Source organism: Polynucleobacter difficilis, from assembly GCF_003065365.1.
Taxonomy (GTDB): Bacteria; Pseudomonadota; Gammaproteobacteria; order Burkholderiales; family Burkholderiaceae; genus Polynucleobacter; species Polynucleobacter difficilis.
In genome coordinates, this window is the sequence record NZ_CP023276.1 from 314,411 (window position 1) to 333,002 (window position 18,592).

The window sequence follows — 18,592 nt, forward strand, 5'->3', positions numbered from 1 at the left end:
ATCATTGCAATCATGACAACTCTGGTAATAAATTTAGAGCACAGCGCCGCTCTGCAAATTCGGCTACTCGCCATCGAGCAAGAAGCGCACGCAGCCTTTGCAGCGGCAGAGAATGAACTTAATCAATGCGAAGCGCAATTGAGTAATACGGCCCCACTTGATGTGCCAACTACGCACGATGCCGGTGCAGCATGCGACATTACCGTAGTGGATGCCAATCGAGCAGGCGAGCTCATCCGAGTCCGAGCGCGTGGGAGTGCTGTATCAAAACATCCCATAGCATCCAAGCCCAATCATCCCAAACAAACCCAACTGGAGTCCATGGTGTACCGCGATAAGCAAGATCACTCTATCCGGCGCCTCAATTGGCGCGTACTGTGGTCGGTAACTGGGTCAACAAGACCCCAGCTGCCTTAATGCGCTACACGATTACAAATATGGAGGGTGGCACTGCAAATGGCCATACCCTGCTGGAGATGATGGCGGTTGTAGCCATTGTTGCGATTATGGCCAGTATGGGAGCGCCACTCCTGCACCAGCAATTGGCGCAGCGCGAAGTTGAAAACGTAGCCCGGCGTTTTATTCAGCATGCGCAATTTGCCCGTCAAGTTGCTTTGTTTAGTGAGGGGCTTGCTGTTCAAATGGTGCCGCTTGAGCAGCAGTGGTCGCGGGGTTGGCGAGTCGTTCAAATGGAAGTGCATCCACATGCCAGAGGCCCAATGCAACAGGTATTACTCAGCCAGGGCGATATCACCCCAGTAGAGATTGATGAACGGAGCTCGGGTTTTGCAGGGCCCAACGGGCAACATAAACGGATTGGCTTTGATGCTTTTGGGGCAGCTAAAAGCCAGTCTGGCGGATTTGTGGCGAACCGGGTGGTGTTTCGGCATCAGTCTGCTAGCGGAATTGAGCGCCACGCCATTTTGAGTAGTGGTGGGCGTTGGCGCTTATGTGACCCAGCCCAAGATCGCAGGGCCTGCCGATAAATCGGTTTTAATAGGGGTATGTTCACCAAAGACGATACCGACTTTATGCGCTTGGCCATAGCCGCGGCGCAAAAGTCTTTATACCTTTCTAATCCCAACCCACGGGTTGGCTGTGTGATTGTGAAGGCAGGGAAAGTGATTGGCACCGGTTTTACACAGCAAGTCGGCTGTGCCCATGCTGAAATCGAGGCGCTTGCCGATGCCCGCAAGCACAGTGCCGACTTAAGTGGCATAACCATTTACGTCAGCCTAGAGCCCTGTTGCCATCAAGGTAGAACACCCCCATGTACGCAGGCCATCATTGCTGCTAAGCCAGCGCGCGTGGTCATTGCCATGCAAGATCCCAATCCCTTGGTTGGTGGAAATGGCATCCAGCAGCTGATCGCCGCGGGCATTCAGGTGGAGTGTGGTCTCCTGGAAGAGGAGGCGGTTGCCCTCAACCCAGGCTTCATATCCCGCATGACGCGGCAATTGCCTTGGGTACGACTCAAGGTTGCTGCCAGCCTTGACGGCAAGACAGCTCTGCCCAATGGCCAAAGCCAATGGATTACCGGCGCCGCTGCCCGAGAGGATGGTCATCGCTGGCGCGCTCAGGCCTGCGCTATTCTGACTGGCGTTGGTACAGTCAAAGAAGATGATCCCAGTCTGACTGTCCGAGCCGTTGATACCTTGCGCCAACCCAAGCGCATCATCATTGACTCCAAGCTCGATATTCCGCTCACTGCGGCTGTGCTGAAGCCGTTTCCAAGTCAGTCGGCTTCAATCAAGGACGGTGGTGCCATGGTGGTGTGCGGTGCAATCACAAGCGATGCGCAATTAGCGAAGCAGGCGCAGCTGCAGGCTCAGGGCGTTGAGGTAATTTCCATGCCAAACGCTGCGGGTAAAGTCGATTTACCTGCACTCATGCGCTACCTTGCGACCGAGTGTGGGATGAATGAGATTCATGTGGAAGCGGGCTATAAATTGAACGGCTCTCTGTTGCGTGAAGGCTGTGTAGATGAGCTGCTCGTTTACTTGGCACCCACCTTACTCGGTTCTGGCCTGGGCATCGCCAATTTGCCTGAGTTGACCTCATTAGCGCAGCGTACTGATTGGAAGCGAATTGACCTTAGCGTATTCGAGCCGGATATCCGTTTACGCTTTGTGCAGCAGTAAGGTCGTAACATAAGCAGACGATACAAGTAATAACACCTTAGAAAACCACCTACCGATAAAGCACCGATATGTTCACAGGAATCATTACTGCAGTTGGCCGCATTACAACAGCATCTGCCTTTGGTGATGGCATGCGCCTCACCATTGAGACGCCTGCAGGCTACCTGGATGATGTTGCGATTGGCGATAGCATTGCAATCCAGGGCGCTTGCATGACAGCGACCCAAATCCATGGCAATCAATTTACCTTGGATATTTCGCGTGAGTCGTTGAATAAGACGATTGGACTGGATTTACAAGCCGCCGTGAATTTAGAGAAAGCGCTGCGCCTCTCTGATCGCCTCGGCGGGCATTTGGTGAGCGGTCATGTCGATGGCATTGGTCAGGTAGAGCGTTTCGCAGCAGTCGATCAATCGCCGGATGGATCGTGGCATTTGGTGATTCAAGCGCCTGCCGAGATTGCGCCATTTGTAGCCTACAAAGGTTCGATTGTGGTGAATGGGGTTTCGCTTACCGTGAATGCCACAAACAAAACCAATGCAGGTGGCTGCACCATCGAAATCAATATCATCCCGCACACCATGCAGCAGACCACATTAGGTCAGCTCAAGGCCGGAGACGCTGTGAACCTAGAAGTTGATCTGATTGCACGCTATGTGGCACGCTTGATGGATTTTCAGGCTAGGTAGTTGATTCTATGAAATCAGTGTAATTAGCTTTGCTAATACATCATCCATTACATCGGTTGAAACACGCTCCAACTTTTTTGCTTTTCTTGCACCTAAGTCAAGTACTCTTGGTTGATCGCATCGTACAACCCCCATTGTTTTAGAGCCAATTAAATCAACCGTAAATCCACTTAATCTTGCAAAACTCCCACCAGATGTTATGGGCACTACGATTGGTGCCTTTGTCAACTTATTAAACGCATCAGGTGAAACTACCAATACCGGGCGCATACCTTTTTGCTCATGCCCTGCTGTTGGATCTAGTGAGACTAAATAAATATCACCACGATTCATTACAGAATCTCTTTGCCAACAAGGCTCGAGCTAAGCCATAACTTGTCTTCTTTTTGCATTTTGGCTTTGGGATCACATTTTGCTAATAACTCTGCTAAGGTATATTTTGGTTTAGTGATGGGTTTTACTATTAGCTGTCCTTCGCGCAGAGCTACATCCACGATTGATCCTGGACAAATTTTAAGCTCCTCTAAAAATGCAGGGGATACGGCCAGCATTACAGAACCACCAACTTTTCTTAAATTTGTTTGCATACCACCCTCCAATTAAGTTATATATTAATATAACATATGGTTGATGCAATATCAAGACAAAGCCTTCACTTTAAAAAACAAACCCTATCTGTGCTATTGATTTAGTCAATTTTGTAGATTTTGTATTAAATCCATTTTGCTAGAGAATTACTGCTTACAGCGCAGGTAGTAATCTACTTACGCAGATTTGCGGTAGTGCGTTGGGTCAGCAACACCAGCCTGCGCAAAACCAGCTTGACGTAGTTTGCAGGATTCGCATTCGCCACAAGCATGGCCCAAAGCATCTGCTTGATAGCAGGACACAGTTTGGCCATAATCAATCCCGAGAGCGCTGCCTAAGTGAATGATTTCTGCCTTGCTCATAGCGATGATGGGGGCGTGTACCCGAAAGCGCGCTGCATCGTTGTGTGCTTCGACCCCTACTTTAGTGGCTAGGTTGGCCATGCGCTCAAAGGAGGCGACGTATTCGGGGCGGCAGTCAGGGTAACCCGAGTAATCCACGGCATTGGCGCCATAAAAAATATCAGAGCCCCCCAAAGCCTCTGCCCAGCCGAGTGCAAGTGAGAGCATGATGGTGTTGCGGGCCGGAACATAGGTAATCGGAATATCGGAGTCGGGATTAGCGATGGCGTTCGACGTTGTTGGTACATCCAGATTGGAGTCGGTTAGCGCAGAGCCACCAAAACGCGTGAGTGCCAGATCAATCACCTCATGCCGCACTACGCCAATCGATTTGGCAATACGTTCTGCAGCAATGAGCTCTGAGGAGTGGCGTTGACCATAGCGAATGGAGAGCGCATAGGGTGCGTAACCCAATTGCTTAGCTAAAGCCAAAATCGTTGTTGAATCCAGTCCACCGGAAAACAAGATAACTGCAGGTGCCCCAGAGATGCGGGGTGCAGATTGAGAAAAACGAGATAGCGAATTGATGCCAGTCATACTGCGCTTAAAAAATAACGGGGGTATTTACTTGGTACGCGGCAGCATCTGACGAGCCTCTACTGCGACCTCAGTGTCGGGGTAGCTTGCAATCAGATCGCCATAGGTTTTGCGCGCGGCTGTTTTGTTGCCGCTCTCGAGTTGGCAATTACCCAATGTCAGCATTGCTGCTGGAATGCGGGGATGCTTTGGGTAGGCCTTGATGAGGTTCTGCAATTGGGTGATGGCGCCGGGGTACTCTTTGAGGGCGTATTTGGTATTGCCTAGCCAGTAAAGCGCTAAGGGCAAGTAAGGGCTGGCATTGTATTTACGAACGAAACCAGCAAAGCCAGCATCCGCTTTTTTGAGTTGACCTGCCTGAAAGGCGGCTAACGCATCATCGTAAGCTGCTTTTTCACCTGGCTGAATTGTTCCTGTAACGCCTTCAATTTCAAGGGTACGGGGTTCAAATTTACTGAGGCGCGTGTCTAAATCTTGGTAGTTGGTTTTTTGACTTGCAATAAGCTCTTCACCCTGCCGTTGAAGGCCCTCAATCTGACCGCGCAATTGGGCATTCTCTGACTTGAGGCGCTCAATTTGACCTTGCAGTTCTAACTGAGTACTCGCCAAGGTCTTGCGTAAATCCAAAATGGCTTTGCGCGCCTCATCATCTGAAAGAATCGCTAATGCAGGTGTGGGCAGAATAAAAAAAACAGCAAGGGCGCCAGTTGCTAGCGCCCTTGTGAAGTTGACATTCCATGTCATTGTGGCAATTCCAAATTACTTGGGAACGTAAACAATGTCAGCACGGCGATTTTCTGCGTACGCTGCGTCAGTAGTACCTTCTGCTTTGGGTTTTTCTTTACCAAAACTAACCGCTTCCATTTGTGCATCAGAGACGCCCATTAAAGCCAGCGACTTGCGTACCGCATCAGAACGGCGTTGGCCGAGTGCCAAGTTGTACTCGGTTGTACCGCGATCATCGGTATTGCCTTGAATAATGATTTTTTGGGCGGTATTTTGTTTTAGGAAGCTGGCATGAGCCGACAACATCTTTTGGTATCTGCCATCGACAGTGAACTCATCAAAACCAAAGTACACGCTACGCTCAAACAGGGGGCTTTTTGGATCGTTCCAGGGCTGCGAGCCAAATGCACCGGCTCCGCCACTGCCATTAGCGCCATTAACATCATCCAACTTCACGCCCGAAGAACAAGCGGTTAAGAGGGCAACGAAGCCTAAGATCGCGAATCCAGCTGAACGCCGAGCTATAGAAATCATGGTTGTAGTCCTTTTCAGTATGGGTAGTAGGCATTTATCACAATGCCGCTATGACTCTATTATGCCTTCTCGTCCCCGAATTAGAAAGGGATCCCTAATCCATGAAGGGCCCCCAGGAGGGTTGTCTAACGTCAGACCCTGGAATGCTCAGCACTTGTTTTGATTGCCCATCGACCGAGACTGCGGCTAGCACCCGCTTGCCACCGACCCGGGTGGAGTACAGGATGTAGCGGCCATTGGCAGCAAAGGAGGGGGATTCGTCATTGGCGGTATCGGTCAGGGCGCGGACCTCTCCGGTTGCTAAATTGAGGGTATGCACCCGAAAGCCACCACCCACGTTGGCGATGTACGCCATCAGTTTGCCGTCCGGCGATATCCGGGGTGAGGTTGCAAAAGACTGCTTAAAGGTCACCCGCTTAGCACCTTCTACCCGCTCACCTTCGGCGCTCATGCGGTAGATTTGTGGATTGCCGCCGCGGTCGCTGGTGAAATAAATCGAGCGACCATCGGGAGAGTACTGCGGCTCGGTATCAATCGTATTGCCTTGGGTGAGGCGACGTAAATTGCTGCCATCGGCATTCATGGAATAAATTTGCGTGTTGCCATCACGCGATAAAGCCAGCGCAACGCTCTCGCCATTGGGCGACCATGCTGGCGCACTGTTATTGCCTTTTTGATTAGAGAGCGAGACACGGCGACCGGTTGCCAGCTCATGCACATACACAACCGGTTTACGATCTTCAAAGGAAACGTACGCTACTTTTTTACCGTCCGGAGACCAGGATGGAGAAATAATCGGCTCGGCACTATTGAGGGCATTGCGAATATTCTGACCGTCGGCATCCGATATCACGAGGCGGTAGCGATTGCCATCTTTAATGACATAAGAGAGGCGGGTTGAGAAGATCCCGCGCTCGCCCAACAATTTAAAGATGATGTCATCGGAAATCTTATGTGCTGCTTGGCGCAGATTGTCGCTACTGGTTGTGATTAAAAGGCCATCTAAGCTCTGCTGCTTGCGAATATCAAACAGCTTGTAGCGGATTTCAAACTGGGTAGGACCCGCTTGTTTGACCGAGCCCACAACCAAGGCATCAGCTCCACGTGCAGACCAGGCTTTGTAATTGGGCGTACCTTCATCGCTCTCGCTGGTATTGCCATTCTCGGTATTTTTAAAGTAGCCGCTGCGCGCTAAGTTTTGACGAATGATTTCCGTCACGCCGACAGGCAATTTTCCTTCGTCCTGAAAGCGCATTACTGCAATGGGGTAAAGCGATTGGCCGACGCCCGTGATTTCAATATTCATTTGTGCGGCAGCTGGACTAACTGCGCCTAGGGAGGCAAGCAGGATGAAAAGGGAGCGCAGGAGTCGCAATAGGGATGTCCGCATGGCATTAATCCTTGGGTTTAAAAGTGAGTCTCATTTGACGCATAGGGATGATGCCATTGTCGTCTTTCGGAAATGTTTCTGCACGATCTAGCGCTTGTAAAACCGCTTGGTCCCAGCTCGGAATGCCGCTGGACGTGATCACGCCGCGCTTTAGAATCGCCCCATCGGGTGCGAGATCCACCAATACGACAACCGCCGGATTGCCCGTAATGGATTCGGGGTTAAATACAATGAGCGGCTTAATCTTGCGACGCACTTTATCGGCGTACGCCGGCGGCGCGTTGCCACCACCACCAACACTACTTCCGACTTGACCACCGCTGCCGCCCTCAGCGCCTGCGGCAGCGCGTAGCCTTGCTAATTGATCGGCACGGGCTTTTTCAGCGGCGGCATTGGCTTTCATTTCTGCCGGTGTTGGTGCTTTCGCTTGCTCTACTTTTTTGGGCTTCTCCGGCTCTTTTGGTTTTTCTGGGGGCGGAGTCACCTTGGCTGGCTTCGGCACTTCTTTCACCACCTCTTTTTTTGGCGGTACTTTTTCGATTAGCTTCGGCACTTCTTTCACCACCTCTTTTTTTGGCGGTTCTTTTTCTACCGGTTTTTTCTTGATTGCAATATCGGCCGCTTCTTCTTTGACGGGGGCTGGCGGCGGCGTTTCAGTGCGCTCAACTACGGGCGTGGAATCCCATAGCTCTACTTCTACTCCGCCTGGGGCGCTGGTACGCCAATTAATGCCAATCGTGAACATTGCAATGAGCAGCAAATGCGCCACTATTGAATAGGAGAAGGCGCGAGCCGTACTTTCCGTTTTGATTGGTTTTGCCCGTAAAAAAGGCGAAGGCCATTGTTGTGCGGTATTCATGGGGTCAGCATGAGCTGGGAGATGCGCCCATGAAACTACTGGCTCTTAACAGCAAGACCAACCCGCTTGACGCCATTCTCTTTGAGTTTGGCCATGACGTCCATCACCACTTCGTACTTAACGGATTTATCGGCCGCTAATACAACGGGTTGATCGGCAGATTTTTCTGCTTGGGTGCGTGCAAATGCGCCGAGCTCGAGGCGGCTGAGGGTTTGCGATGACTCACCCTCACGTTTGACGGTAATATTTTCATTGGCATCCACCGATAAATAAATAGGAGGCAATGCCTGCGTCTTGGCGCCGCCAACGGTGGGTAGATTGACTACGCCAGGATTAACGGATGCTGCAGTCGCCATAAAGATGATGAGCAAGACGAGCATCACATCGATGTACGGAACGACATTGATGTCCGACATCGCACGGCGGCGATTAGATCGAAAGGAGGATCGACTGGATTGGGCCATTCGCTTAGCTATTTCTCAAGGCAATCAATTAACGATGGGCAGCTTGGCGCTGCAGGATGTTAGTGAACTCTTCCATGAAGGTTTCAAAGCGAATCGCTAAACGATCGATTTCAGTGGCATTGCTGTTGTACGCCACGACTGCCGGAATCGCCGCAAATAAACCAATGGCGGTAGCAACTAAGGCTTCAGCAATGCCAGGCGCAACTGCAGCTAAAGTGGCATTCTGTACGTTGGACAAACCCTTAAAGGCATGCATGATTCCCCAAACGGTGCCAAATAAGCCAATGTAAGGCGACACTGAGCCTACAGAGGCCAGGAAGGGTAAATTGGCCTCCAAAAGATCCATCTCGCGTTGGTAAGTGGCTTTCATGGCACGGCGCGCCGCATCAATTTCCCGTGCTTTAGAAAATTCCAGCATGCCACCCGCAAAAATACGTTCCATGACGGCTGAGCTACGGTTATTACGCTGCGCAGCCTCTAGTAGGGTATTGAGGTCGCCACCAGACCAAAAGTCACGCTCAAAGCGTTCGGTATCGCGCTTTACACCCCGCAGAGTCGATCCTTTCTTAAAAATCACGGTCCAGGATGCAATCGACATCGTGATTAGGATCAGCATGACCAGCTGGACGATCAAACTGGCATTGAGAATAAGGGATAAAAAGGAGAGGTCTTCGGTCGGGTTCATAGGTGTTTTGTATTATGTAGGTTGATTTTATCTAACCAATCCAACTTAATCAGGATTATCGCTATGTTTGACCGCCAAAATACCCTTGCCAAGACCGATTCCGAACTCTGGGCCGCCATTGAGAATGAAAATCGCCGCCAAGAAGACCACATTGAGCTGATTGCTTCTGAGAATTACACTTCGCCGGCCGTAATGCAGGCGCAAGGCTCCCAGCTGACCAATAAGTATGCTGAGGGCTATCCAGGCAAGCGCTATTACGGTGGTTGTGAGTTTGTGGACGTCGCCGAGCAACTGGCGATTGATCGCGTGAAGGCCTTATTTGGGGCCGAGGCAGCGAACGTCCAGCCCCATTGCGGCGCCTCCGCGAACCAAGCTGTTTTCTTGGCCTTCTTAAAGCCAGGCGATACCTTCATAGGAATGAGTTTGGCGGAAGGCGGTCACCTAACCCACGGCATGGCACTGAATCTCAGTGGTAAGTGGTTTAACCCGATCTCCTATGGCCTCGATCAAAACGAAGCGATTGATTATGAGCAAATGGAGCGTTTGGCACGCGAGCACAAGCCAAAGTTAATCATTGCCGGCGCATCGGCATATTCGCTCCACATCGACTTTGAGCGCTTTGCCAAAGTGGCAAAAGAAGTCGGCGCCATCTTCATGGTGGATATGGCCCACTACTCCGGCTTAATTGCTGCCGGTGTCTACCCCAATCCAGTGCCGCATGCCGACATCGTCACCTCAACCACCCACAAGAGTTTGCGTGGTCCCCGTGGCGGCATCATTTTGATGAAAGCCGAGCATGAGAAAGCCATCAACTCTGCCGTCTTCCCAGGATTGCAGGGCGGCCCATTAATGCATGTAATTGCTGCCAAGGCTACTGCATTTAAAGAAGCCTTGGAGCCTGGCTTCAAGGACTACCAAAAACAAGTCATTGCCAATGCACAAGCCTTGGCCAATACCTTAATTGAGCGCGGCTTGCGCATTGTTTCGGGTCGCACTGAGTCGCACGTGATGTTAGTTGATTTGCGCAGCAAAAACATGACGGGCAAAGAAGCAGAAAAAGTATTGGGTGATGCGCACATTACCTGCAATAAAAACGGCATACCCAATGACCCGCAAAAGCCGATGGTGACGAGCGGTATTCGTTTGGGCTCACCAGCAATGACGACCCGCGGCTTTAAAGAGGCGGAATCGATTCAGGTGGGTCACTTTATTGCCGACGTGCTGGATAACCCAAATGATGCAGCGAACATTGAGAAAGTCAAAGCCCAAGTACATGCTCTAACGAAGCGCTTCCCGGTTTACGGAGGCTAACGCATGCGCTGCCCTTTTTGTCATGGTGAAGACACCCAAGTGATGGATACCCGGGTGTCGGAGGAAGGAGATACCACGCGCCGCCGCCGCCGCTGTGCCAGCTGTGACAAACGCTTTACAACTTATGAACGCGCCGAGTTAACGTTTCCTGCGATCGTAAAAAAGAATGGCAGCCGGGTTGAGTACAGCCATGAAAAGCTTGCGAGTTCGCTTAAGCTAGCACTGCGTAAGCGTCCGGTATCGTCTGATTTAGTGGATGAAGCCATTGCGAGTATTGAAGAAAAACTGGTGGCAACGGGCGAGAAAGAGATAGCCAGTGATCGCATCGGCGAATTGGTGATGCGTGAGCTCAAGCGCCTCGATAAAGTGGCTTACATTCGGTTTGCGTCGGTCTATCGCAGCTTTGCCGATATTGAATCGTTTGAGAGTGCGCTTAAAGAATTGAAGTAAGGAAAAGCTGAGAAATGAACTAACGCAGTACCCAATCACCCGATTTGCGAATTGCCGCATGCATGGAATCTGGAGCTAAATCAATATCACCAGGCCAACTGACGGCACCACCATTAATTCGGACTTGGTTGAAGAACTTAGGATTTTGAAGCGAAGTAAAAACGCCAGTCAGGTGAGTGGGTTCAAATACCACACGACCGCGGGTGCCATCGGCAAAGGCAACCTCTAATTGCAGAGGGCCGACAACCTTAACTTGGCTTACATCCCAATCCATAGCAATCTCACTTTAATGGCTCTATGCATTTTGGCTGCTGTTTAGACATGCATAGATTCCAATCTTCAAGTAACTCAACTTGATGGTTATGAGCCCAATCTAACACCAAATCGTGAGCCCGTCTAGGAAGGGTGCCGCTCAAAACGGACAGCGTTTTAATATCAATAGTTGCCTTGAATTCACCGTATTCGGCATGAGAATGAGGAGGCGCGTGATCATTGAAAAACATTCGAATGAGGATGCCATAAAACTGCTGATTGTTGGCATATAAACCTTTCTAAGAATCAACCCTCTATTTTAGAGAATGCACTTGTACGTGCAATAAGTTGGTTCAATAGAACGGTTATTGTATACGGCACATATAAAACTTTTATAAATATTTTTATGTTTACTTCAATACCGCAAAGATCGAATTCGTAATGTCGTCCACAGTGCCTGTGCCACTGACCTTGCGATAAGCGGGCGCCTTCACCTTCGCAGAATCACCGCTAGCAGCCCAGCTGGAGTAGTACTCCACTAAGGGACGCGTTTGGTCGGTGTAGACCTGCAGGCGCTTGCGCACGGTTTCTTCTTTGTCGTCATCACGCTGAATTAATGGCTCACCCGTAACGTCGTCTTTGCCATCCACTTTGGGCGGATTAAATTTGATGTGGTAACTGCGGCCTGAGGCAGGATGCACGCGACGGCCACTCATGCGATCAATGATGGCATCAAAGGGCACATCGATTTCTAGTACAAAGTCGATTGGCACCGACGCATCTTTCATGGCCTGTGCTTGGGGAATGGTGCGCGGAAAGCCATCAAACAAATAGCCTTGGTTGCAGTCTGATTCTTTGAGACGGTCTTTGACTAAGCCAATAATGATGTCATCGGAAACGAGGCCGCCCGCATCCATAATCTTTTTTGCAGCAACGCCAAGGGGCGTGCCTGCTTTAACGGCAGCGCGCAACATATCTCCCGTGGAAATTTGCGGAATACCAAATTTCTCACAAATAAACTGAGCTTGTGTCCCTTTGCCGGCGCCTGGGGCGCCCAGTAGGATTAACCGCATTGTTGTTCTCCCCTCAATTCGTCATTGTCCCGTATTTTGCAAGCCTATTGACGGGAACTTTCCTAGGATTATCCCCGAGAAGCAAAAGCCAGCCGTACGCGCTCCAAATCGGCCTCGGTATCGACTCCGGGCGGAGGCACATCCGCCGTAATGTGAACCTGAATGCGGTAGCCGTGCCATAGGGCGCGAAGCTGCTCGAGTGATTCTGCCTGCTCCGGCGGGGCCGGGTCGAGGCGTGCATAGGCACCCAAAAAACTCGCTCGGTAGGCGTAAATCCCCAAATGCCGCAGGTATGGGGGGTTCGATATTGCTGCATCGCGTGCAAAGGGAATGGCTGAGCGCGAAAAGTACATAGCCTCATGCTGGCGATTAAGCACTACCTTCACCACATTGGGATTATTGATTTCTGCTAGATCATGTATTTGCGTCGCCACTGTGGCGATTGCGCATTGCGAGTGGCTTGCTAATGCCAATGCAACCTGATTAATGAGTTCAGGCGGAATTAACGGCTCATCGCCTTGAACATTCACAATCAAGGCATCAGCCGGTAACTTCAATAATTGCGCTACTTCAGCAATACGATCGGTGCCGGTCGGGTGAGTGGCTTGCGTTAAGAGACACTCGATCCGATGGGCATCGCATACCGCCTGAATTTCTCCGGAATCGGTTGCCACAATCACGCTCTGGGCGTCAGAGCGTTTTGCCTGCTCAGCAACACGGACCACCATGGGCTTACCTGCGATATCTGCTAGGGGTTTGCGGGGAAGGCGAGTGGATCCTAAGCGCGCTGGAATGACAACGCTAAATTCGGGGAGGGTGAGTGTGTTCAAAATGGATTGACTTACAAAGCCTGCATTTCTTCAGGCGTTAAGGTGCGCGCTTCATCCACCAACATCACCGGAATATCATCCCGAATGGGGTAAGCAAGCTTATCAATGCGGCAGATTAATTCATGCTGCTGCTCATTCAAGTGCAAGCCACTTTTACATAAAGGGCAAACCAAAATACTGAGTAAACGCTTATCCATTTTTTTTCCTTCGGGGCTCGCTCTTTAAGGCATTCGGATCTGGTCTTCGCAGGATTGATTCAATCCAATCCATTAGTGCATTAGGTAAGCTGAGTTGCATCGGCACAACCCAAATGCGCTGATCATCAATATGAGTGCATTTTACGGCATCCTTTTCGGTGATCAAAATACACTTTGCATCCAGTGTATTCAAAAGGGCGGTATCAATGTGCCCATGGTCTGGCAATGCAATGCCCTTAAATGCCGCGCTTGGTTGAGGAAGAAGTGACTGGATTCCATCAAAAAATCGCTGGGGGTTACCAATCGCGGCAATTGCAACGATCGGCGCATTGGCCTGTTCTGCCAACACGGTTTCAAGCGAACTGACTAGGCTTGGATTGTGTAATGGGTAGGCAAACTCCAATATCGGCTTTAGCGTAAATGCAGGGCGGTCGGCAATGTAATGCAATCCATCATCCGCATTAGTAGCGCTATCAGCGCTTTGACTCTTTCCGGTGACTAAGGTGATATCACGATCGCGATTAGCAGGCTCACGCAAGGGACCAGCCGGCAACAAAAAGCCATTGCCTTCGCCGCGGTGATCGCGCACGACGATTTCAATATCACGGCCACCGTCGCGTGCTGGCCAGCGTGTCAGGCCGTAGTGCTGTAAACCATCGTCGCTGATGATGACGTTGACTTCGGGATTGGCAACTAGGAGCGCACGAATGCTTTTACGGCGCTCTGGGCACACCCAAATGGGTATTGCATCTTGCGTACGCTGTGCCATCAGTACGGGTTCATCGCCCACCACGGCGGGATCTGACTTGCTGCTTACTTCGATTGGATTGGCTTGCTTTAAGTGGCTGCGACCACCATAGCCTCGGCTGATAATCCCCGGATAAAAACCACGGGCACGCAGGCGCTCAGTTAGTGCAATCACGATGGGGGTTTTACCGGTGCCGCCGACACGTAGATTGCCAACAATAATGATGGGCACTGAAAATGGTTTTCCGATACCAACGCCAAGATCGCGCACGGCATTTTTGCCTGCCACCAATAGACCAAACAGTTTGGATAGTGGCCACAACAGCCAACTGATGATGCCGCGCCGCTCCCAAAAAGTGGGCGCCGATCGACCTTGAATTGGCGCTTTACGCACGGTCAGCAGGCTGCATTATTTGCTGCCCTGGCTACTAAAGACAACGTTGGGCAGGTTCGCATCGCGCGCCGCCTCAAGGGCGCGCATGACTGCCTGATGGGGGGCCTTGGCATCGGCATCGATGTTAATCTGCGGACTATTTTCTAGGCTCGTTTGTGCGGATGGGTTGGCGATTTTGCTCAGGGATGGGGCCAGTTGGCTCCGATCGATTACCTTGCCGTTGAGGGCGTAGCGGCCATCGCGGCTAACTGTAATGGTGATGGACTGGGGCTTTGTCGATGCATCAGAACCGCTTGCAGTCGGCAATGTAATCGCCAGTTCGTTGTAGCGCGTAAAGGTGGTTGAAACCATTAAGAAAATTAACACCACCAGTAACACATCAATAAATGCAATCAGATTAATTTCTGGTTCTGCGCGCGCAAAGCGATTGGCGTTGCGTAGCGAGCCGAGATTGACTCGCTGACCGCTTAAACGTTGCGTAATCCAGCTCATGTATTTTCGGGGTAGAGTTTTTTAAACAGTTGGCGTGCGAATTCTTCACACTCCCGCTGGCGGTGATCGGCCATGGCCCGTAAGCCACGCCAACCGGCATAAGCCGGTATCGCAATCAATAGTCCAAATGCCGTGTTGTAGAGCGCAATCGAAATCCCGTTCGCCAACTGCTGCGGGTTGCCGCCGCTGCCGGTAACTATTCCTTGGCTACCAAAAATTTCAATCATGCCAACCACGGTACCGAATAAACCGAGGAGTGGAGCGAGGGTTGCAATCGTAGCGAGCGCTCCGAGGTAGCGTTCCAACTTCATCCAGGAGGTATCTGCAAGCACAGCAAGTTCTTCAATTGCTTGTCCGGCTGAATGCCCTGCCTGTTTTTCAGAGAGAATCGAGGCGAGCAGTGTGCCAATGACCGAGCCCTGGCGCAAATCCTGAATCAATCCAGCTGGGGCTGCTTTTCCGCTTGCCATTCCTTCGGCTAGGCCAAAGGCAACTTCCAAGTCCGTCTGCGGGGCAATGCGCGCTTGGCGCAGGTACCAGGTACGCTCCATGAGGATGGCGAGGCCAAAAATGGAGAGGGCTAAGAGGGGCCAAATGGGCCAACCGGCAGACAGTAAGATGGTATACATAAGATCAGTACTTTAGCTGAAATGAAATGGGCTTCTGGATCGACAGGGATTGCTAGAAGCTTGATATTTTTCAAAAAATTTAGCTTTAGCGGGGTTTTAGTTAGGCTGTGGATAACTCTGTGCAAAACTTTTGACCCTATTAACTGTAAGTCCTTGATTTATGGTGTAACGCACCAAACAATAGCAGTAAACTGAATCGAATATAAAAAAATTTATGTATATGAATCAATGCATTGCAGTGTTAGTGTCAGATTTATACGACGTTATGGGTCAGCAAACACTTACTTCTTAATTGAGCCCCATAATGCCATTCAAGACTGTGGATATGTATTGGTCCAGATTAGCAAACCCCATTAAATTCATCAAAACCGACCCCTAGAAAATGCCTGAAATACCCAACCCCATTCTGAGTGTTGGCGACCTAAACCGCGCCATTGCAAGCTCCTTGCAGGACCAGTTTGATTCTGTCTGGGTTAGCGGCGAGGTATCGAACTTTAAGGCTTATGACAGTGGGCACTGGTACTTCTCTTTAAAAGACGAGGAAGGGCAAATACGCTGTGTCATGTTCCGCGGCAAAAACGCCCAGGTGGGCTTTATGCCCCAATCGGGGGATTTGGTTGAGGTCGGGGCTAGTCTCGGCTTATATGTACCGCGTGGGGATGTGCAATTAACAGTTCAGGTTATGCGGCGTGCCGGCATGGGCGGACTCTTTGAGGCCTTTTTAAAGCTCAAAGCCAAGCTGGCAAAAGAGGGGCTATTTGAAGCCGATCGAAAGCGCCCCATACCTACTCACCCGCGCGCCATCGGCATCGTCACTTCGCCCCAGGCGGCGGCATTAAAAGATGTGCTGAGTACCTTAAGTAGAAGAGCTCCACACATTCCGATTGTGATTTATCCCACCTTAGTGCAGGGCCCAGAAGCACCTCCTAACATCATCGCCGCACTCGAGCATGCCAATCGGGAGGCGGTAGTGGATGTGATTCTGCTCGTGCGGGGCGGCGGTAGCATCGAAGATTTGTGGGCCTTCAATCATGAGCAGTTGGCCTACGCGATTGCAGAATCCAGATTGCCCATCGTCTGCGGCGTAGGGCATGAGACGGACACGACGATTGCTGATTTTGTTGCTGACTTGCGCGCACCAACACCGACCGGTGCGGCCGAGATGGCGGCACCGCGGCGCGATCAATTGCTGGCCGAGTTGGCAAGCTTCAAGCAGGGTATGACGCAAGCCGTAGAGCGGCGACTCGAGCGCGAGGCGCAGACACTGGATCAATTTGCATTGCGCTTAAACCATGCGCTACCTAATCCCGAGCGGATGCGCGAGCAGATTCAAAATCTCCGGCAGCGCCTCGGTCAATCGTGGATGGTGCGCACGCAATACTGGCAACGGCATCAGCAGCACCTCACGGCGCAGTTAGAGGCGCTCAGTCCGCAGCGCACCTTGGAGCGGGGTTATGCCGTGATTTTGCAAGAGGGCGCGGGAGCAGTTCGTAAGCCAGATCAACTGCTGGCTCAGCACGATTACCGCATTCAATTGGCAGAAGGCAGTGCTGAAGTCACACTCGCCAAGGTGAAACCTCAGTAGCGGATCGGCTCAATCAACAAAGCAACGCCAAAGGTGTCTTGCACTTTATCTTGAATGGTTTTTGCTAAGGCCAAGACAGAATCAGCGTTACCTCCGCCGTGATTGACGAGGACCAAAGCTTGGTGTTGATAAACGCCTACAGCGCCGTCGCGCTTGCCCTTAAGGCCGCAGTGATCAATCATCCAGCCCGCTGCCAATTTGCGTTTGCCTTCGCGCTCATCCCCCTCAGGGTAAGACACCAATTCAGGAAACTGCTTCAGCAATGCCAAGTACTGCGCATTCTCCACAATCGGATTTTGAAAGAAGCTGCCGGCGTTACCGATTAATTTGGGATCGGGCAGTTTGTGATTGCGAATCTTGCAGACCGCAACCATCACTTCTTCTGCTGTTGGGGCATGACGATTTGCAAAGGCAGCAGCCAAATCGGCATAACGTAGGCGTGGACTCCACGCAGCTGGCAAGTAAAAATGCACGCGCGTAATGATGTAGCGCTTGGGGTGGGCTTTAAAAATACTGTTGCGATACGTGAATGCACATTCACTCGCTGGCAAAGTGACCATGGTTTTGGAATGGCAATCGTAGGCTTCAATCGATTGGATGTTTCCACCCACCTCAACGCCATAGGCGCCAATGTTCTGAATCGGTGCCGCGCCCACCGTACCTGGAATCAGTGCAAGGTTCTCGAGGCCAGGTAGGCTTTGGTCAAGCGTCCAAATTACAAAGTCATGCCAGTTCACGCCGGCCCCAACCGATACCACAGTGCCGCATTCATCTTGCTGCGAGATCGCTTGCCCTGCAATGTCCATGAGTAAGGTCGCGCCGGATAGTGTTGGCGGCAAGACCACATTGCTACCGCCGCCCAGTACCCGCCATGGCAGGCCTGCCGACTCAATCGCTTCCATTACAGCCCCAATTTGCTCAGCATCGGTAATGGAATACGCTTGCTCGGCCAGGACTTCAAATCCAAAGCTATTGCGTGCCCTTAAAGAAAAGTCAGGCAGCATCGCTGGAATCCTTGAGGGCGAGGCCGTTTTGGGCGAGGAAGGCGCATTTGGGGCGGAGTTCATGCCACAATCTTATTCGTCTTCCGTAATTTTGAGTAAATAGGAGCAATAAATGCCAACATTTGACGTAGTGTGCGAGCCAAATATGGTGGAATTAAAGAACGCCATTGAACAGGCCAATAAAGAGATCTCGACCCGCTTCGACTTTAAGGGATCGGATTCCAGGGTGGAACTCAAAGAGGAGCTCCTCATTTTATTTGCGGACGATGACTTTAAATTGGGTCAAGTACGCGATGTCCTGATTAACAAAATGGCTAAACGAAACGTTGATGTGCGCTACCTCAAAGACGACAAGTTGGAAACAATTGGCGGCGATAAGCGCAAGCAAAGCATGAAGATTCAAAAAGGGGTGACCTCCGATTTATCGAAAAAAATTGTGCGCATCATCAAAGACAGCAAGATAAAGGTGCAAGCCAGCATTCAGGGGGACGCGGTACGCGTTACCGGTGGCAAGCGGGATGATCTGCAAGCGGTCATGGCCTTGCTGCGCAAAGATGTCAGCGAAGCACCCTTGGGTTTTGATAACTTCAGGGACTAAGCCGCCATCAGCGTGA

Annotated in this window: 26 protein-coding genes; 8 read left to right on the top strand and 18 right to left on the bottom strand. The window is 51.1% G+C overall.

All coding sequences use genetic code 11. From position 1 onward, the window contains the following. The first annotated feature begins 12 nt into the window (after positions 1–12). The 4 genes from AOC34_RS01635 to AOC34_RS01650 all read left to right on the top strand — a co-directional run bounded on the left by AOC34_RS01635 (position 13) and on the right by AOC34_RS01650 (position 2,830). Complete coding sequence (locus tag AOC34_RS01635) at positions 13–417, top strand: hypothetical protein (protein ID WP_159074775.1); 405 nt, start codon at positions 13–15, stop codon at positions 415–417. Beyond that, the gene (locus AOC34_RS01640) at positions 366–986 is read left to right on the top strand and encodes a GspH/FimT family pseudopilin (protein WP_159074776.1); all 621 of its coding nucleotides are present in this window, start codon (positions 366–368) and stop codon (positions 984–986) included. The genes AOC34_RS01635 and AOC34_RS01640 overlap by 52 nt, the downstream gene beginning before the upstream one ends. 18 nt (positions 987–1,004) lie before the next feature. Next, the gene (gene ribD / locus AOC34_RS01645) at positions 1,005–2,141 is read left to right on the top strand and encodes a bifunctional diaminohydroxyphosphoribosylaminopyrimidine deaminase/5-amino-6-(5-phosphoribosylamino)uracil reductase RibD (protein WP_108468469.1); all 1,137 of its coding nucleotides are present in this window, start codon (positions 1,005–1,007) and stop codon (positions 2,139–2,141) included. A gap of 68 nt (positions 2,142–2,209) precedes the next feature. Further along, the gene (locus tag AOC34_RS01650) at positions 2,210–2,830 is read left to right on the top strand and encodes a riboflavin synthase (protein ID WP_108468470.1); all 621 of its coding nucleotides are present in this window, start codon (positions 2,210–2,212) and stop codon (positions 2,828–2,830) included. A 6-nt stretch (positions 2,831–2,836) separates the two neighbouring features. Here the strand turns inward: AOC34_RS01650 and AOC34_RS01655 are convergent, their stop codons facing one another. From AOC34_RS01655 to tolQ, 9 genes are all read right to left on the bottom strand, one after another. Beyond that, complete coding sequence (locus AOC34_RS01655) at positions 2,837–3,163, bottom strand: type II toxin-antitoxin system PemK/MazF family toxin (protein ID WP_108468471.1); 327 nt, start codon at positions 3,161–3,163, stop codon at positions 2,837–2,839. Continuing rightward, positions 3,163–3,417: an AbrB/MazE/SpoVT family DNA-binding domain-containing protein gene (locus AOC34_RS01660; RefSeq protein WP_108468472.1), complete on the bottom strand. Its 255-nt coding sequence runs from the start codon at positions 3,415–3,417 to the stop codon at positions 3,163–3,165. Before AOC34_RS01660 ends, AOC34_RS01655 begins: the two co-directional genes overlap by 1 nt. Positions 3,418–3,594: 177 nt before the next feature. Beyond that, entirely contained in the window at positions 3,595–4,347 is a 753-nt protein-coding gene (queC, locus tag AOC34_RS01665) for a 7-cyano-7-deazaguanine synthase QueC (protein ID WP_234408166.1), read from the bottom strand. Positions 4,348–4,383: 36 nt separating this feature from the next. Beyond that, entirely contained in the window at positions 4,384–5,100 is a 717-nt protein-coding gene (ybgF, locus tag AOC34_RS01670; protein ID WP_108468474.1) for a tol-pal system protein YbgF, read from the bottom strand. Between the two features lie 15 nt (positions 5,101–5,115). Further along, positions 5,116–5,616 (bottom strand): peptidoglycan-associated lipoprotein Pal, encoded by a 501-nt coding sequence (gene pal, locus AOC34_RS01675; RefSeq protein WP_108468475.1) that lies wholly within the window; start codon positions 5,614–5,616, stop codon positions 5,116–5,118. 94 nt (positions 5,617–5,710) lie between these two features. Beyond that, positions 5,711–7,006, bottom strand: a complete 1,296-nt coding sequence (gene tolB, locus AOC34_RS01680; protein ID WP_108468476.1) for a Tol-Pal system beta propeller repeat protein TolB — start codon at positions 7,004–7,006, stop codon at positions 5,711–5,713. Positions 7,007–7,010: 4 nt separating this feature from the next. Next, complete coding sequence (tolA, locus tag AOC34_RS01685) at positions 7,011–7,865, bottom strand: cell envelope integrity protein TolA (protein WP_108468477.1); 855 nt, start codon at positions 7,863–7,865, stop codon at positions 7,011–7,013. 35 nt (positions 7,866–7,900) lie between these two features. Next, positions 7,901–8,329 (bottom strand): ExbD/TolR family protein, encoded by a 429-nt coding sequence (locus AOC34_RS01690; protein WP_108468478.1) that lies wholly within the window; start codon positions 8,327–8,329, stop codon positions 7,901–7,903. A 28-nt stretch (positions 8,330–8,357) separates the two neighbouring features. Next, the gene (tolQ, locus tag AOC34_RS01695) at positions 8,358–9,014 is read right to left on the bottom strand and encodes a protein TolQ (protein WP_108468479.1); all 657 of its coding nucleotides are present in this window, start codon (positions 9,012–9,014) and stop codon (positions 8,358–8,360) included. Positions 9,015–9,077: 63 nt separating this feature from the next. Here tolQ and glyA point away from each other — a divergent pair, with 63 nt between their 5' ends. Then, positions 9,078–10,325, top strand: a complete 1,248-nt coding sequence (gene glyA, locus AOC34_RS01700) for a serine hydroxymethyltransferase (protein WP_108468480.1) — start codon at positions 9,078–9,080, stop codon at positions 10,323–10,325. A gap of 3 nt (positions 10,326–10,328) precedes the next feature. Continuing rightward, the gene (gene nrdR, locus AOC34_RS01705) at positions 10,329–10,775 is read left to right on the top strand and encodes a transcriptional regulator NrdR (protein WP_108468481.1); all 447 of its coding nucleotides are present in this window, start codon (positions 10,329–10,331) and stop codon (positions 10,773–10,775) included. 19 nt (positions 10,776–10,794) lie between these two features. Here nrdR and AOC34_RS01710 read toward each other — a convergent pair whose 3' ends face one another. The 8 genes from AOC34_RS01710 to AOC34_RS01745 all read right to left on the bottom strand — a co-directional run bounded on the left by AOC34_RS01710 (position 10,795) and on the right by AOC34_RS01745 (position 15,389). After that, complete coding sequence (locus AOC34_RS01710) at positions 10,795–11,049, bottom strand: DUF2442 domain-containing protein (protein ID WP_108468482.1); 255 nt, start codon at positions 11,047–11,049, stop codon at positions 10,795–10,797. 7 nt (positions 11,050–11,056) lie between these two features. Then, positions 11,057–11,278, bottom strand: coding sequence for a DUF4160 domain-containing protein (locus AOC34_RS01715; protein ID WP_108468483.1), 222 nt, complete (start codon positions 11,276–11,278; stop codon positions 11,057–11,059). A gap of 159 nt (positions 11,279–11,437) precedes the next feature. Then, positions 11,438–12,100, bottom strand: a complete 663-nt coding sequence (gene adk, locus AOC34_RS01720; RefSeq protein ID WP_108468484.1) for an adenylate kinase — start codon at positions 12,098–12,100, stop codon at positions 11,438–11,440. Positions 12,101–12,168: 68 nt separating this feature from the next. Next, positions 12,169–12,930 carry a 3-deoxy-manno-octulosonate cytidylyltransferase gene (gene kdsB, locus AOC34_RS01725; RefSeq protein ID WP_108468485.1) on the bottom strand — a complete coding sequence of 254 codons (762 nt, stop codon included), beginning with the start codon at positions 12,928–12,930 and terminating at the stop codon, positions 12,169–12,171. Positions 12,931–12,941: 11 nt separating this feature from the next. Beyond that, positions 12,942–13,127, bottom strand: coding sequence for a Trm112 family protein (locus tag AOC34_RS01730; RefSeq protein ID WP_108468486.1), 186 nt, complete (start codon positions 13,125–13,127; stop codon positions 12,942–12,944). Next, positions 13,120–14,268, bottom strand: coding sequence for a tetraacyldisaccharide 4'-kinase (gene lpxK, locus AOC34_RS01735; RefSeq protein WP_234408125.1), 1,149 nt, complete (start codon positions 14,266–14,268; stop codon positions 13,120–13,122). The genes AOC34_RS01730 and lpxK overlap by 8 nt, the downstream gene beginning before the upstream one ends. A gap of 15 nt (positions 14,269–14,283) precedes the next feature. Continuing rightward, positions 14,284–14,760 carry an ExbD/TolR family protein gene (locus AOC34_RS01740; RefSeq protein ID WP_108468487.1) on the bottom strand — a complete coding sequence of 159 codons (477 nt, stop codon included), beginning with the start codon at positions 14,758–14,760 and terminating at the stop codon, positions 14,284–14,286. Then, a complete protein-coding gene (locus AOC34_RS01745; RefSeq protein WP_108468488.1) occupies positions 14,757–15,389 on the bottom strand; it encodes a MotA/TolQ/ExbB proton channel family protein in 633 nt (210 codons plus the stop codon). Before AOC34_RS01745 ends, AOC34_RS01740 begins: the two co-directional genes overlap by 4 nt. A gap of 382 nt (positions 15,390–15,771) precedes the next feature. On the opposite strand from AOC34_RS01745, the gene xseA reads away from it, so the two are divergent. Next, complete coding sequence (gene xseA / locus AOC34_RS01750) at positions 15,772–16,974, top strand: exodeoxyribonuclease VII large subunit (protein WP_108468489.1); 1,203 nt, start codon at positions 15,772–15,774, stop codon at positions 16,972–16,974. On the opposite strand, the gene murB is transcribed toward xseA, so the two are convergent. Continuing rightward, positions 16,968–17,987 carry a UDP-N-acetylmuramate dehydrogenase gene (gene murB / locus AOC34_RS01755; RefSeq protein ID WP_407675571.1) on the bottom strand — a complete coding sequence of 340 codons (1,020 nt, stop codon included), beginning with the start codon at positions 17,985–17,987 and terminating at the stop codon, positions 16,968–16,970. The two genes, xseA and murB, sit on opposite strands and share 7 nt — an antisense overlap. 103 nt (positions 17,988–18,090) lie before the next feature. Between murB and AOC34_RS01760 the strand changes: the two genes are divergently transcribed. After that, positions 18,091–18,576 carry a YajQ family cyclic di-GMP-binding protein gene (locus AOC34_RS01760; RefSeq protein WP_108468491.1) on the top strand — a complete coding sequence of 162 codons (486 nt, stop codon included), beginning with the start codon at positions 18,091–18,093 and terminating at the stop codon, positions 18,574–18,576. The last annotated feature ends 16 nt before the right edge of the window (positions 18,577–18,592 follow it).

Coding starts and splice junctions, on each gene's coding strand:
- ribD (WP_108468469.1), top strand. CDS start 1,005: ATGTTCACCAAAGACGATACCGACTTTATGCGCTTGGCCATAGCCGCG.
- AOC34_RS01635 (WP_159074775.1), top strand. CDS start 13: ATGACAACTCTGGTAATAAATTTAGAGCACAGCGCCGCTCTGCAAATT.
- pal (WP_108468475.1), bottom strand. CDS start 5,616: ATGATTTCTATAGCTCGGCGTTCAGCTGGATTCGCGATCTTAGGCTTC.
- nrdR (WP_108468481.1), top strand. CDS start 10,329: ATGCGCTGCCCTTTTTGTCATGGTGAAGACACCCAAGTGATGGATACC.
- ybgF (WP_108468474.1), bottom strand. CDS start 5,100: ATGACATGGAATGTCAACTTCACAAGGGCGCTAGCAACTGGCGCCCTT.
- AOC34_RS01660 (WP_108468472.1), bottom strand. CDS start 3,417: ATGCAAACAAATTTAAGAAAAGTTGGTGGTTCTGTAATGCTGGCCGTA.
- AOC34_RS01760 (WP_108468491.1), top strand. CDS start 18,091: ATGCCAACATTTGACGTAGTGTGCGAGCCAAATATGGTGGAATTAAAG.
- xseA (WP_108468489.1), top strand. CDS start 15,772: ATGCCTGAAATACCCAACCCCATTCTGAGTGTTGGCGACCTAAACCGC.
- AOC34_RS01715 (WP_108468483.1), bottom strand. CDS start 11,278: ATGTTTTTCAATGATCACGCGCCTCCTCATTCTCATGCCGAATACGGT.
- AOC34_RS01655 (WP_108468471.1), bottom strand. CDS start 3,163: ATGAATCGTGGTGATATTTATTTAGTCTCACTAGATCCAACAGCAGGG.
- tolA (WP_108468477.1), bottom strand. CDS start 7,865: ATGAATACCGCACAACAATGGCCTTCGCCTTTTTTACGGGCAAAACCA.
- adk (WP_108468484.1), bottom strand. CDS start 12,100: ATGCGGTTAATCCTACTGGGCGCCCCAGGCGCCGGCAAAGGGACACAA.
- tolQ (WP_108468479.1), bottom strand. CDS start 9,014: ATGAACCCGACCGAAGACCTCTCCTTTTTATCCCTTATTCTCAATGCC.
- glyA (WP_108468480.1), top strand. CDS start 9,078: ATGTTTGACCGCCAAAATACCCTTGCCAAGACCGATTCCGAACTCTGG.
- AOC34_RS01745 (WP_108468488.1), bottom strand. CDS start 15,389: ATGTATACCATCTTACTGTCTGCCGGTTGGCCCATTTGGCCCCTCTTA.
- AOC34_RS01710 (WP_108468482.1), bottom strand. CDS start 11,049: ATGGATTGGGATGTAAGCCAAGTTAAGGTTGTCGGCCCTCTGCAATTA.
- AOC34_RS01650 (WP_108468470.1), top strand. CDS start 2,210: ATGTTCACAGGAATCATTACTGCAGTTGGCCGCATTACAACAGCATCT.
- AOC34_RS01690 (WP_108468478.1), bottom strand. CDS start 8,329: ATGGCCCAATCCAGTCGATCCTCCTTTCGATCTAATCGCCGCCGTGCG.
- AOC34_RS01740 (WP_108468487.1), bottom strand. CDS start 14,760: ATGAGCTGGATTACGCAACGTTTAAGCGGTCAGCGAGTCAATCTCGGC.
- tolB (WP_108468476.1), bottom strand. CDS start 7,006: ATGCGGACATCCCTATTGCGACTCCTGCGCTCCCTTTTCATCCTGCTT.
- AOC34_RS01730 (WP_108468486.1), bottom strand. CDS start 13,127: ATGGATAAGCGTTTACTCAGTATTTTGGTTTGCCCTTTATGTAAAAGT.